The sequence below is a fragment of the Larkinella terrae genome, assembly GCF_009668025.1.
Lineage (GTDB): Bacteria > Bacteroidota > Bacteroidia > Cytophagales > Spirosomataceae > Larkinella > Larkinella terrae.
Genome location: NZ_WJXZ01000015.1, coordinates 144,443 through 158,071, shown reverse-complemented (window position 1 = coordinate 158,071; position 13,629 = coordinate 144,443). Strand labels below are relative to the sequence as shown.

Sequence of the window (13,629 nt, the reverse complement as noted above, 5' to 3'; positions counted from 1 at the left end):
CGTTAGCTGTAGGACAGCACCGGCGCCCGGGACGCTTCCGCGCCTGACGACCAGTTGATTCCGAAATACTGATTGCTGGAATGATTGTCGAAAGGCAGGTTGACCAGGTCGATGACGGTTTTGCCATACGCACTACTCATAAGCGTCGTAAACTCATTTTCCTTAGTACAGATGACCAGCACATCGCTCCAGTCGAGCAATTCGCGCCCTTCCTCGGCCATGCACTGGGCCAGGTGCGGAATCCGCTGGTCGATAAACTCCTTGTTGGCGCCGGTTAATTTGGAAATCTGAATATTCCGGTCGTAGACTTTTACCGCAAATCCGCGGCCCATCAGCGACTCCACCAGCTCGACCGCCGGGCTGTTGCGGAGATCGTCCGTACCGGCTTTAAAACCGATGCCCAGAAAACCGATCTTGCGGTGGCTGTATTTCATCAGCAGGGCAATGGCCCGTTGTTTCTGGATTTCGTTAGTCTGGTTGATGCTGTTGATCAGCGGCACCTGCAGGTACAGGTCGTGCGCGAGCATCTGAAGCCCCTTCAGGTCTTTGGGTAAACACGAACCGCCGTAGGCAAAACCCGGTTTCAGGTAATAATCCGAAATGTTCAGCTGCGTATCCTGGCAGAGAATATTCATAACCTGATGCGAATCAATGCTCAGCGACGAGCAAATATTGCCCACTTCGTTGGCGAACGAGATTTTCATGGCGTGAAACGTGTTGTTCACGAACTTCATGATCTCCGCCGTTTTGGTGGATGTCACCACGATCTGGCCCGGTAATTCTTCGTAAATGCTTCGGAGAATGGCTTCGGCTTTTTCCGACTCGGTGCCGATGATAGTCAATGGCGGATTGTAGTAGTCGTGGACGGCGGTACCTTCCCGCAGAAATTCGGGATTACTGACCACGGCAAAATCGACGTTCCGGACTTTACCGGTTTTAGACTCAATGCGGGCGGCAATCTGTTCGCAGGTGCCCGGCATCACCGTCGAACGGATGGCCAGTACGTGGAACGAATCTTTTTCCTGCAGCACATTGCCGATCCGGTCGGCCAGGCTGAAAAGGTAGCTTAGGTTCAGGTGACCTTTTTCGGTCGACGGCGTTCCGACGGCAATGATGGACAGATCGGTTTCCATCACGGCCATGTAATAACTCGAACTCGCCCGAATGCGTCCCTGCTCAAATTGTTCGGCAATAATGGTGTCAATGTCTTTTTCGACGATGGTCGCCCGGCCGCTGTTAATCTGATTGACCTTGGTCGTATTGATGTCTACACCCACTACCGTGTGCCCATTTTTCGCCAGACAGCCCAAACTGACGCAGCCCACATACCCCAAGCCGAAAATGCTGATATTCATAGTATTGGTAGATTTAAGATTGAATACATAGTTGATGATGCAGGTTAATGGCGGTTTTTCCCGCCAGCGTTAAGCGACCACTAATCGTCGTCGTGGGCTCTTTGTGATAAAACCGGCTGGAATACCAGCCGAGCTTGACCGGCTCTGTTTGCCCGCGCACCTCGCTGACCTGCAGGGCCGGATCGATCGTGAGCAAAACCGAGCGCTTGAGGGCAGGGTGGGTGAGGTGGAACTGGTTTAAACTCACTTTGACAATCTGAATCGCGGGCGACAGATGGAACAGCACTTCGACCAGGCGGTTTTTTCGCTGCCGGTTAGTGAGTTGGTCGGTGATGATGATCTGTTCCTGTTTTTTCAGAAACCGGATGCCTCTTTCGTGTTCGCACCCCAGCCGCTCGTAGCCGGTATGGGTGGCGACAACTTCATCGACATCCTGCGTGTTCTGAGCTTTTTTGACAACCGTCTGGTAATGTTCCAGCCAGAGCAGATCCCCGGCCTGAAACGCCTGATTCTGGCCGTCGATGCAGACGGTATTGTGCGCCCGCGTGCTGACAAAATACCGACGCCAGGCTGAATCGGTGTGGTAGGTATATGTTCCTGAATCGACAAAGAAAGGATGTCCGTCGAGGTGCATGATGAACGATAGCGCGTCGGCGTGACCGTGTGCCGCAATGGACAAATAGCCCAGGGGAGCAGCGTCGAAATGCAGGTAAATCTCGTTGCCGGACGATTCTTTTTTACGCAGGATAAAGTGGCCCTCTTTCGCAAAAAAACGACTTTCCAGATTCACCCGGATCGGGCGGATGGCATCGAATCGTTGTCGGCCTTCGGCGCCGAAAAAAATCTGATTCTTCAAATCATACCCCTGCGAATGCTGCTTGTAAAGCGGCACTTCGAACAGAACGGCCGCCGAGGTGAGCAGCGAGCGGAAATTGTTGAACGGTTTTCGATCTTCCAGAAACAGCACCCGGCCGTTATCGTCATCACCATACTGCGGGATATTTCCGTTCTGGTCCAGCAGATGAGCGATGTACGAGAAAATACTCTGCAACTGGCGGCTGAAAGCGGCCGAAAATGGCTGCTCCGTTTTCAGGGCGGTCACGTAGGCAATCAGGAAAAAATCCGTCACAAACTGAATGTATTCAGATGACTCTTCCCGGTTGACTCCCAGGGCGCTATGTTGCTGCTGAATTTCACATTCGAGTCCGGCTCTGGCGTATTGGTTCCAGCCGGCCGATTCCGGAAATTTCCAGAACGAACTGGCCACGAAAAGCCCCGCATACTCGGCAATCAGGTGATTGTTTGCCGAAGAGTGATACGACGGGTTCGCGTGGCTATAGACGCAATGCTGGTAAACAGTTGGTAACCAGGTCGAAAAGACGAACTGGCGGAAGGCGGAATCGGTTTCGGCCAGCGCCGACGCATCCAGAATGTTCCAGCAGACAAACCAGTTGAGCAACCGAATGTTGACTTCAATATTGCTGTACCAGTTGACACCCTGCAGGTACGGATTTTCAGTTACCCACGACTGAACAATCGCGACAAACCGGTGGAGGTAATCGGGGTTCCGGGTAGCGCGGTACTGCAGGGCCAGCGTGGGCAAAAAAAGCAGGCGGTTTACTTCCCAGACGTATTTGGCGCTGCCAAACTCGCCCGTCCGGATGTCGATGGTTTTGGAGTACGTCAACGGAAACCGCTTCCGGCTTTCCAGATCGAGGTGCCAGTCGATGGGCTGACTGAAGTCGAGCCGGTGTTCAAAAATGTTCTGAATCATACACCAGTTCGGTACGCTGACCGATGCGACCGGAAAAAGGGCTTTCGGTAACGACGCGACACTGGCGGAGGTTTGCCAGCCGGTGCGCTGCTTATCGACCTGTTTCTGCGCATACTGTTGCACCCGAAACAGAACCTCCGGCACCGACATTGTCCGCATTCGGTAATAGAACCAGCTGTAGTGATTATCGATTTTCATAGCGTAGTACTTCACTCCCAATCAAAGCCGGGCCGTTCCAGACGTTCGGTCTGTTTGCTTTTTCGTTGATTACTTAGTTTGTTTTTTGGGCTCCAGAGCCGCTACGGTACGAACCGGGCTTGAGAAGGATTTCCGCAGGCCGACGTATACCCCCGTTGAGTTGGTGAACAGATGCCCCCGGTCAAGAGCCAGCGAGGTGTTCAGGCTCATCGGTCCGATCCCCGGCAGTTTGATCGGGGCCGACACATTCAGGAGGGCCGATAATTGGGTGGTATGATCCGGGAAAGGCGCGTCGTACGTTCCGAAGTTGTCGCTGTACGATACCTTCGTCGTCCACTGCACGTTGGCCAACCGACCCGAAATACCGACGTGCAGCATTGAAACCCGGTTGTTGGCAATGGCGCCGGTTGGCAAACCGGGCCGGACTTCGGTGCCGGGCGTCAGGAAGGGCGTTCCAATGGCGCGGTTTTTATAGATCCAGCCATCGACGTACTGGGAGTTATTGAAATAATTATCCTTTCCGAGTAAACCGGGCACGACGCCCACCACCGCCCCGCCCTGGCTTTTGGTGTACAGGTACTCGACCAGAAATTCCCGAATCGAAAACGTATTCGTCGTCACGCGGTTATTCTGCAAACGAACCCCGTTCAATCCGTCGCGGATGTTGGTCATCCGGAACAGCGAGCCATCGTCGTACAGATTCTGGCGGTATCCGTACAGGTTGAAATCACCCAGATCGATGGTCATTCCCATGTCAATCGAGCCCAGGTGGTTCCCAATCCGGTTGTTTTCGAAACCCGAGAGCGTTGTGTCTTTTTTATTGGGATGCCGGTAACCGGTTACCATAAAGAGGTAACTCTGCCAGCTTTGCGGCAAAACGCCGTTTTTCGTCAAACCATTGTCAACATTGTTGGCAACTCCGCCCCATTGAACCTGGTGGTTAAAACCGCCGTAGAGCTTCACTTTCCAGGACGGTTTGCCGAGCCGAACGTACAGAACCTTCTGATGGAGATAGGAATGGGTGATTTTTTTATCGCTGTTTTCAAACCAGCCGTGGTTGTAAAAGCTCCGGAACGAAATCATGTTTTTAAGAAAACCGAGGGAGACGTAGCCCGGCGTACCGATCTGAACGGTCGGCAGCGGCAGCGCATTTCCCGACCAGCTGTAGGCCCCCGAAGTCAGGTTGGAATCAACCAGGCCGACCAACCCGCGTCGGCGTCCCGCGTATAATTCGATAAAGCTGAAGCGGCCTTTTACGTACGCTTCGGGAAGCAGAAACTGGCTGGTTTTGCCGTTGTTTTCGACCACATCCAGGCCATAGCCCCAGTCAAAAAGTTTCGATCGGGTACGGCCATCTTTGAAAACCGGGCGGGCGTAGTCGGCGGAAATTCCCAGCCGTATCGTACCCATTGGATTCACGTTCGGGACTATGCCATTCTGGTTGGCCCGGAGCCAGAAAGGCGTCTGTTTGCTATCGCTTACCAGGGCACCAAGCTCCGCATAATAGGTGAGTGGTTTACCAACAGTACTGGCGTTTCGTTGAGAAAAACCCGGAGTTATCAGACAAATAAGACATACTGATAGCAATGTAAAGTTTAACTTCATATCGCTTTAATTTACAATGTGTGAATGGTAAGACAGAGGATTAATAAAAGGAATTAAAAACGCTCAAGTCAAAATTACGGTGGTGTATTTGGTTATGCGTAAACAAATATTATACCATACTATGGAACTGTAATTTTTATTGATAAATATTTATTCATAGCTGAAATTGTATTTTTTATTTAAAATAATTAGAATTTTATCACCTGTCTACTTCGTTTTTTTATATAAAATAACTCACGCTTAATTAATGTGATGACTTATTTCGCTTGTAACGATTGCCGCCCCTTTTTTGTAAAGGTGCCCGCCATCAACGTAGAGGTGATCAGAAATAGAGAGGTTTGATAAGTCCAGAAAAGAATTTCTATAGCGGTTTTTCATTCGGGTACTAATCGAATGAATCTGACTGTTTTTTTCGGGTGAGAGCACATCACGTTTCCAGGGACTATGGACCAGCAATAGCCTGATCTGCCGTTTTTTACAAAAGCTGGCAATGGAGTCTATACCGGTCTGGAAAGCCAGGTAACCGGTTGTGTCCCGATATGTTAGTGGTTGAATACCAGGTGAATACTGGAAATTATTTGAATTCAGCAGAATACTGCCGTGGGAGTCGAAACGGAGGGATTGGTAGACATTATCGCGTTTTGCAAAATTCGACCGCATGGCCCAGTCGGACATGAAATCCCGGATGTTGAAATGCGCCATAAAACTCTCGATCCGGGTTAGCAATGAGTTGTTGAACAAATAATTATAGATCGTACTGTATTTTATCTCTTTGTCGTCGCGCCCAAAGTCGGCATTATTGAAGGTTACAATTAAATAACTTGGTGAAATTTTATCTTCCATGCTTTTCAAAAACTGAAATGCCTGATACGGTTTCAACCCCCAGGAAGATAAATTGTAAGTTGACAGGCGGTTTTTTTGACTTAATAATTCTGCATCTACATTGTTCAGTGAAATAGAAGAACCCAGTATAATGCAATTTGTATTTTTTAATTCAGCATTGGATTTAAGATGATCCAGTTTTGAATTAAAACAGACCGAATTCGAGATGAAATTAGTTGGTATTTCACTGAAGTCAGGGACCTTGGTGCCGGTTTCTCTGATGTAGCCACCGTATACTAAAAAAACGGTAATTATCAGACAGATTGCGCCATGGAAAACGAGCTTGCCAATAAATCGTTTCATCGTTTGTTAGAATTGAAAATAGATAAACTGATTGCCGGTTCCGAACCTTCCCAGAAAAATTACCGCCAAAATGAGGGCGTAGTACAGGCCGTACCGAAGCGGTTTGCGAAGTCCGTTCAGGGCCGGTAGATAGTCGCGCTGGCTGAGCCAATATTCACCCGCCAGAAACAGGGCCGTAACCAGCATGATCTTTTTGGAAAGGAGCGGGTTGTGCCAGTCGAAATGGGGGGAAACCATGTTGGCAAACACTTGAAAAGCCATGCTGAGATCCGTTGAGCGGAAAAAGATAAAAGCCAGGCTGATCACGATCGTGGTGCCTAAAAATGGGATGAACCCTTTGTTTTGGCGGAGATTGAGGAGGTCTTCCAGAATCTGGAAACAACCGTGAATGGCTCCCCAGATCACGTATGTCCAGTTGGCACCATGCCACAAACCGGAGGTCAGGAAGACAATCATCACGTTCCGGTACCGGTGTTTTTTATTACCGCCCAGCGAGAAGTAGAGATAATCCCGGAACCAGGTGGAAAGGGAAAGGTGCCAGCGTCGCCAGTACTCGGTGACGGAATGCGAGAAGAGGGGAAAATTGAAATTTTTCATCAATTCAATTCCCATTACCCGGGACGCGCCCAACGCAATATCGGAGTAGCCCGAAAAATCACAATAGATCTGAATCGGGAAAAGCGCAACCGCCACCAGCGAATTAATTTCCAGTCCGGCTCCGGTGTGAATGCCCGCGTAGTACGAATCGACGTAAGCCGCCAGGTTGTCGGCAATCACAATTTTTTTGAAAAAACCGTACGCCATCAATTTTAGCCCGTCGACAACCCGCTGGTAATCAAATTCATGCTTAGTCTTAAATTGATGAATCACGTTCTGCGGACGCTCGATGGGGCCGGCCACCAGTTGCGGATAATACAGAACATAGAGGGCGTAATACCCTAAATGCCGCTCGGCGGGGTAGTTGCCACGGTAAACTTCGATGGTGTAACTCATGGCCTGGAAGGTGTGAAACGACAGGCCAATCGGTAAAATGAGATTCCAGTAAGACAGTTGACTCGCGCCCGTAAGCCCCAGTACGGCATTGATGTCGCCAATAAAAAAATTGTAATATTTAAAGACCGCCAAGACGCCCACGTTGGCCACAATGCTGACGGCCAGCAGTTGCTTCCGGCGTTTTCCGACACTTTGTTCGATCAGAATACCGGCGAAATAATCGATCAGAATGGTAAAAAGCAGGATCAGGATGTAGACCGGAATAAAAGCCATGTAGAAGTAGCAACTGGCCACCAGCAACAATACCCAGCGAAACCGCTGCGGCAACGCAAAATAGAGCGTTGTTACGACGGGGAAAAAGATCAGAAATTGAATCGAATTGAACAGCATAGCGTATTGTTGATGAAGTCGATGTTATCCACTGATCGGCTGTGAGTTTAAAGTTGGTTGCGGAGTAGTGGCGGTATCCGGTTTCAGATTGGCACCGTACTGTTTCCGGAATTTCAGGATGCGTTTTTCAATACCGTAATAGCTTATCAGGCTCAGTGTCAGGCCGGAAGGAATAGCGATCATCAGGTATTGAAACGTAATCTGTTCGGAACCGGTAATGTAGCGCGCAATGCTGATACCGATCCAGTGAAATAAATAAATCGAATAACTCAACTGGGCGACGGTCAGCAACCAGGGCGTGCTGCTCAACTGCCGGAGTCGGTCCAGGTGCGGATTGTAGAGCAGAACCGGGATTAGAATGGAAAAACCAATTCCCTGGAACGAATACCGGAACGTTTCCCGAAAAGCCTGGTCGCGATACACTAAACTGATGATCATGAGCGCAATAGCAATCGTGATGCTCACCGGATGATTCACCTTCCGGATGAACGTAGAGGCTGCCGGTCCGTGGACCAGCAGCCCAACCAGGCAGCCATACATGATGGCATCGGCCCGGGTTTCCGTGAGGTGATAAATGGTGTAGATAGTGAGTTCGGTAGGACCGTAGGTCATCATCAGGTACAGACGCCAGGCCAGTATTCCGACGATTCCCCCGGTCAGGACAATGAGAAAAAGGGTACGAAACCGGAAAAGCAACACAAACAAAAGCGGGAAAACAATGTAAAAATGCTCTTCAATTGCCAGCGACCACTGGATATCGAGCAGGAGCGTACAGTCCAGATTCTGGATGGGCCGCATGTAAATCATGAAATAATTGCGGTAATAGAACAAACTCGACAGGATTTCCTGCGGGTGAATGGTGCAGCCAATGGCCCAGATGAAGACCACCGACACCAGGAGCATGAACAGAAGCGCCGGATAAAGCCGCAAAAACCGCCGGATGTAAAAGTTTTTCAGGTTGATGGTACCCGTTCGGTTATGTTCGGCAATCAAAAGCCGGGTAATCAAAAAACCGCTGATGAAAAAGAAGGAATTAAGCCCAACCCCGCCCGGAATGATGTGGCCCAGGCCAAAATGGCTTGCCACCACCATCAGGAGCGCAACCGTCCGGACTCCATCCAACGGAAGCAGGTAAGAAGATGCGGTTTTGCTTAGGTTGTTTGAAGTCGACATGTCAATTTAGAATAGATTCGTAAATGCGAAGTAGCTGAGGAAGAACGGTTTCGGGCCGGTAGCTTCGGCAAATGCGACCGGATTCGCGCCCCATTCGTTCCAGGAGCGCGGGTTCGTTCAGAAATTTTTTGAGGTAATGAAACAGGGCGGCTTTGTCGCCCGGTTGAACCAGAAAACCGTTTTCGCCTTCCCGAACCACTTCGGCCGTGCCGCCAACCGGAGTCGATAAAATCGGAAGGCCGTAACTCATGGCTTCCAGAATGGCAAATGGCACGCCTTCGCTGTAGGAGGGAAGGACAAAAAGGTGACAATCCGTGAGTAATCGCGCTTTATGCTGACCGACCACCCAGCCTTCGAAAGCCACGATTTGCTCCAGCTGATGCTCCCGTATGTAGTTTTCCAATTGCTCGGTTTCGCCGTTGCCACCGATAATCAGCTGAAGTTGCCCCTGAAAGAGGGAACGGTTTTGGGAAATCACGTCCAGCAGATCAAAAACCCCTTTCCGGGGGCCGATGGCGCCCAGAAAAAGGACCTTCAGGACTTCACCCGGTTTTTTCTGCCAGACTTTCTTCGGAACATGCCGGTGATCGACGATATTATACAGGATTTCAACGCGTTTTGCGTGAAAATTCTGCTTGAAAAACCGTTCCCAGGACTTCGACAGACACAGAACGACATCCACATTCTCTACCATAAACCGGATCAGTTTCCGGCGAACCGGGTTGCTTTCCTGGTAAAAAGTAGCAAACTCCGAACCGTTCATGTGGTAAATTACCTTCTGACCAAACAGGTATTTGCTGGTGAGAAACAGCACCAGTTTCCGGTAAAAACTACCGTAGGAAGAGCCGTGAATATGGACAATCCGGATTTTGGAGTCTTTGCTCAGCTTGCCGACAAACTCGGAATATTGCCGCAGAAAATACAGAATCAGGGCGGTTTTGCTGCGCACTAGCTTGTGGGTTGTGACAAACTTGAATGCCTCAAAATACTGCGAATAGATATGGATCAGGTAGCCAATTCCGCCCTGGTAATTCTGGTGCTGCGGCCCAACGACCAGCACCCGTTCGGCGATCGACCGCGGAATTAAATAGGTTTTCACGCTCATCACTGTATCAGTTAATTTCATAAGCAGTCAAATATTCGTGGGCCGTTCGCCGGACGTCGAAACGTTCCCGAACCCGGCTCCTGGCGTTGGTAATTTTTTCCTGGAAAGCGCTTGTCGCGTAATTTTCGATGATTTCCCGAATCCGTTTCGCGCAATCACTCACATCGCCGACCGAAAAAACGGAGCCGAATTCATCCCGATTGGTTAATTCCAGCGGCCCCTCGATGTCCGAAACCAGCACCGGAACGCCAGCCGCCATAGCTTCGGCGACGGTTAATCCAAAACCCTCGAAGAACGAAGGTTGCACCAGCAGGTGATATTCGCGCAGGTGTTCGTGGACGTAGGAACGGTCGCGCGGACCCAGAAACGCAACGTGCTTTTCCAGTTTCAAGTCGGCTACCAAACCGGTGAGTTCGGCGAGCGACTGACCAGTGCCGATCAAATCAACCTGAATGTTCGGCGCTTCCGGCGAATGAATCAACTGGCTAACGGCCTGTAAGAGAACATGCTGGCCTTTTTTCTCGTGGATCAATCGGCTGATCTGAACGACGCGGAACGGGATTGTTGGATCATTACCCTCTTTGGAACGGATCGAGCGGACGGGTATTCCGTTGTAAACCAGGGCCGAATCCAGCCCCGTTCGTTGTTTGATATCCTGCTGAACGCTTCGTGAAATGGCAAAAAGCTTGGAAAAACCGCCAAAATTGGCCGTCGGCACGCGGGTATCGTGCACGGTCAGGTAATTATTGGGCAAACGGAAAAGCAGACGCCCCAGCAATTCGTTGTGGCAATGAATACAGGACGGTTTTAGTCGCCGAATAACGTAATTCAGCTTGAGCAGGTAATAAGGATTGCGGCTACCAGCCGGACGACCAATTCGGATCAGGTGAACCCGGGAGTCGATTTTTTCGACTAACGATATATTATATACGTCATTCAAAATGATCAGGTAAATCTCCGCATGCTGACATTGTTCGTTGACAATATCAACCAGCATGGTTTCGGTGCCGCCAAATTCCAGACTAAAGTTGAGGTGTACGATTTTCACGGTTGCTATCTTTTTAAAGACGATCGGGTCAAAAATCTTCGGTCGTTATACGGTATTCACGATGTATTCCTGCGTCGCGTTATCGTTCGGAATAATCCGTCCCGGATTGCCCATAACAATGCAGTTGCTGGGAACGTCAAAATTCACGTAGGCGTTGGGGGCAATCAGGACGTTGCTGCCGATGGTGACTCCTCCAACAATGACGGCGCCCGCGCCAACCCAGACTTTATCGCCCAGTGTGGGGTAGCCCTTTAATTTACCCCGATTCGTTTGCCCAATCGTTACATTGTGCGACACATAGCAGTTATCCCCAATTTTTGATTTGCTGTTAATCACAATGCAACCGAAATGGCTGATTTGAAATCCTCGCCCGATGGTGGTTTCACGCGGAATCTGAAAACCGTATTTGTAGGTGTAGCGGTAATAAAACAAACGATAAATAAAACCCGGTATCGTGAATTTGCTGTAAATGGCCACCTTCCGTAAAAAGTAAGTATACCGAAAACCGGGTATCCGCAGACACCGAATAAATGACATCAGATCCGTATTGCCAGCGTAGCGATATAAATCGCTTTTAATTAAGTAATCCATGACATTCTATAAATTGAGAGCCATTTCAAAAAGCCGGAATCAGGCCATTGAAAGCTTTTCTTTCATGAGATGCTTAAAGAGATAATACTGAATTCGCAAGTGGTTTTGGGCAAAGGGGGTAGCACCGTAATGCTGCAAAACCCGGCGAATATCGTGCAGGAACTTACGACCTCCGGTGCTGGTTTTTGTTGCTCCCCAACGGCGGCAACCCGCAATGGATTCCTGGTTAAGTGTATAAATAGGGCCATGCTCCAAAAGACGCAACCATAAATCCAGATCCATGCAGTAATGAATCGTTTCATTAACGAACCCAACCCGACGTATTAACCGGGTCGGATAAAAAGAACCCGGCTGAATAACGTTGTAATTTTTATTGAGTAAGTGTTGTCTGTTCGGAATATTTACGCGGAAAAGGTCGATTTTTTCGCCTTGCTCATTAATAAAATCGAGGACGTTACTGTAGTAAATCGAGCCGTCCTGATGCTGGTTATACAACTCAACAATGCGGGAAATGCAACCCGGATAAAGCACATCATCCGAATTTATCCACCCAACCAGATCGCCGGAAGCGAGCCGGAAACCTTTGTTGATAGCGTCCGATTGGCCGCGATCTTTTTCGCAGATTACCCGATTGATCCGATTCTGGTATATACGAATTACCTCAGCGGTTTGATCCGTAGAACCGCCATCCACAACAATGTATTCGATGTTGGGATATGTCTGATTTAATACCGAACATATCGTAGCTTCGATAAACTGCCCCTGGTTATAAGATGGCGTAACGATGGTGACTTTTGGAAGTAAAGGTGTTCCCATAATATCTGAACTAAAACCCAGTCATTGCAAATTGGAATTACTCAAAGCGAGCTGATTTTCATACGTGTGATTCTCCAGAACCGCAATAGCCAGAAAAAACATGGCGACAACGTAATACCAATGCGAAAACATTTCCGTGTTGGTAAACGAAAGTAAAAACTGCTGGGCGATGAATAAAAACCCGACGAGTGCAAGCGGAAAAAGTCGGCTTTTAAAAAGATAATGGCCAATTCTCCAGAAAGCAAGTGCGTAAAATATCGTACCTAAAATCCCGTGCCTGAGTAATAAAAGTGGCCAGAGATTATCGCCGGTGTCGATCTGCGTTATTTCATCCCATTCATTTTTCAGACCAACCGTAAAATTGAGTTTTTTGGCCTGTGGCGCATCTTCGGTGAGTAAACCTAATCCAAAAAGCCAGCTTTCGGGGGTTCGTACGACATACTCAAAACGTTCGTAAAACAAGGCAATCCGGTAAGCAAATGTGTTTTGTTCCGTTTGTAATTTATCAATTGTCGAAGCCTTCTGAACTTCTTTAAAATCATCTATTGCGCTGGCCATCCGCTCTCCAACCATTGTATTGGAAGCAACGATAATTCCAATAATAAATACCCCGGCTAAGTAGCCAAGGTCTTTCAGTTGAATTTTTCCGAGCAGAATAAAACCGTAAAGAATAACAATTCCGTTGACCAGCATCAAAGAGCGGTGCATGGGGGCAAGAACGGTAAGGGCAATTAAAGAAAGGATCGCAAACTTGTAGGCTAACGTGTCGTAATTCTGAATAAAAATGAAATAAAAAAGAGCAATATTCAATAAGATTGGTGTATTGTAATACCGGACGTACTGATCACCATTCAAGGTAGAAGTGAAGTTTTCCCCTCCTGTTAACCCAATGGTCAGAAAAGATTGGTTTAGCGGTATTTGAATCAAGTAGACGATACATTGCAAAAGCGTGATGATCATCAACGTTTTAAATACCTGACGAAGCGCACTGGCAGGAGCAAACAGGAAAATGAAAAATGAGAAAACAAATAAATAGTTTCTGGCAGAACGGATGATAATGCTGAGGCTATAGTCAAGAACGATGTAACTGTAAAGAGCTTCGGCAAGAAGGAAAAATAAGAAAGTTAATACTGGCCTGTAAATATTTACTTCTTTTGAATACTCGACAATGGTGGTAAAATAACACAGAGAAAGAACGATTACATATAAAAGTGCAAAATCGGATAATTTTATTGCTCCTGGTAAACCAATCAATAAAATGCTGGAAGGTACTATTTGAAAACCGCTGCTGACAAAAAATAGAAATATCATCAGGGAGAAGTAGTACCTTCCCCTGAGATATAAGAAAATGCCAATAATCAATAGTATAAGAGCAATCATAACGTTGAGTAAACAA

General features: G+C 48.3%; 11 protein-coding genes. All 11 read right to left on the bottom strand.

Annotated elements, in window-relative coordinates:
• Positions 1–2: 2 nt before the first annotated feature.
• Positions 3–1,355, bottom strand: a complete 1,353-nt coding sequence (locus tag GJJ30_RS29900; protein WP_154178910.1) for a nucleotide sugar dehydrogenase — start codon at positions 1,353–1,355, stop codon at positions 3–5.
• A gap of 13 nt (positions 1,356–1,368) precedes the next feature.
• Positions 1,369–3,327 (bottom strand): alginate lyase family protein, encoded by a 1,959-nt coding sequence (locus GJJ30_RS29895; protein WP_154178909.1) that lies wholly within the window; start codon positions 3,325–3,327, stop codon positions 1,369–1,371.
• A gap of 69 nt (positions 3,328–3,396) precedes the next feature.
• Complete coding sequence (locus GJJ30_RS29890) at positions 3,397–4,737, bottom strand: capsule assembly Wzi family protein (RefSeq protein ID WP_170299305.1); 1,341 nt, start codon at positions 4,735–4,737, stop codon at positions 3,397–3,399.
• A 435-nt stretch (positions 4,738–5,172) separates the two neighbouring features.
• On the bottom strand, positions 5,173–6,117 hold the full coding sequence (locus GJJ30_RS29885; protein WP_154178907.1) for a hypothetical protein: 945 nt from the start codon (positions 6,115–6,117) through the stop codon (positions 5,173–5,175).
• Between the two features lie 6 nt (positions 6,118–6,123).
• On the bottom strand, positions 6,124–7,500 hold the full coding sequence (locus GJJ30_RS29880; protein ID WP_154178906.1) for an MBOAT family O-acyltransferase: 1,377 nt from the start codon (positions 7,498–7,500) through the stop codon (positions 6,124–6,126).
• A 24-nt stretch (positions 7,501–7,524) separates the two neighbouring features.
• Positions 7,525–8,673, bottom strand: a complete 1,149-nt coding sequence (locus GJJ30_RS29875; protein ID WP_154178905.1) for an acyltransferase family protein — start codon at positions 8,671–8,673, stop codon at positions 7,525–7,527.
• Between the two features lies 1 nt (position 8,674).
• On the bottom strand, positions 8,675–9,799 hold the full coding sequence (locus GJJ30_RS29870) for a glycosyltransferase family 4 protein (RefSeq protein ID WP_154178904.1): 1,125 nt from the start codon (positions 9,797–9,799) through the stop codon (positions 8,675–8,677).
• Positions 9,786–10,826 (bottom strand): glycosyltransferase, encoded by a 1,041-nt coding sequence (locus GJJ30_RS29865; protein ID WP_154178903.1) that lies wholly within the window; start codon positions 10,824–10,826, stop codon positions 9,786–9,788. The genes GJJ30_RS29870 and GJJ30_RS29865 overlap by 14 nt, the downstream gene beginning before the upstream one ends.
• 45 nt (positions 10,827–10,871) lie before the next feature.
• Positions 10,872–11,417 (bottom strand): serine O-acetyltransferase, encoded by a 546-nt coding sequence (locus GJJ30_RS29860; RefSeq protein ID WP_154178902.1) that lies wholly within the window; start codon positions 11,415–11,417, stop codon positions 10,872–10,874.
• 39 nt (positions 11,418–11,456) lie between these two features.
• Positions 11,457–12,233, bottom strand: coding sequence for a glycosyltransferase family 2 protein (locus tag GJJ30_RS29855; protein ID WP_154178901.1), 777 nt, complete (start codon positions 12,231–12,233; stop codon positions 11,457–11,459).
• Between the two features lie 21 nt (positions 12,234–12,254).
• Positions 12,255–13,613, bottom strand: coding sequence for a hypothetical protein (locus GJJ30_RS29850; RefSeq protein ID WP_154178900.1), 1,359 nt, complete (start codon positions 13,611–13,613; stop codon positions 12,255–12,257).
• Positions 13,614–13,629: the final 16 nt, after the last annotated feature.

Excerpts from the sequence above, each read along its gene's own strand:
- GJJ30_RS29900 (WP_154178910.1), bottom strand. The coding sequence starts at position 1,355 with ATGAATATCAGCATTTTCGGCTTGGGGTATGTGGGCTGCGTCAGTTTG.
- GJJ30_RS29895 (WP_154178909.1), bottom strand. The coding sequence starts at position 3,327 with ATGAAAATCGATAATCACTACAGCTGGTTCTATTACCGAATGCGGACA.
- GJJ30_RS29890 (WP_170299305.1), bottom strand. The coding sequence starts at position 4,737 with ATGGGTACGATACGGCTGGGAATTTCCGCCGACTACGCCCGCCCGGTT.
- GJJ30_RS29885 (WP_154178907.1), bottom strand. The coding sequence starts at position 6,117 with ATGAAACGATTTATTGGCAAGCTCGTTTTCCATGGCGCAATCTGTCTG.
- GJJ30_RS29880 (WP_154178906.1), bottom strand. The coding sequence starts at position 7,500 with ATGCTGTTCAATTCGATTCAATTTCTGATCTTTTTCCCCGTCGTAACA.
- GJJ30_RS29875 (WP_154178905.1), bottom strand. The coding sequence starts at position 8,673 with ATGTCGACTTCAAACAACCTAAGCAAAACCGCATCTTCTTACCTGCTT.
- GJJ30_RS29870 (WP_154178904.1), bottom strand. The coding sequence starts at position 9,799 with ATGAAATTAACTGATACAGTGATGAGCGTGAAAACCTATTTAATTCCG.
- GJJ30_RS29860 (WP_154178902.1), bottom strand. The coding sequence starts at position 11,417 with ATGGATTACTTAATTAAAAGCGATTTATATCGCTACGCTGGCAATACG.
- GJJ30_RS29855 (WP_154178901.1), bottom strand. The coding sequence starts at position 12,233 with ATGGGAACACCTTTACTTCCAAAAGTCACCATCGTTACGCCATCTTAT.
- GJJ30_RS29850 (WP_154178900.1), bottom strand. The coding sequence starts at position 13,613 with ATGATTGCTCTTATACTATTGATTATTGGCATTTTCTTATATCTCAGG.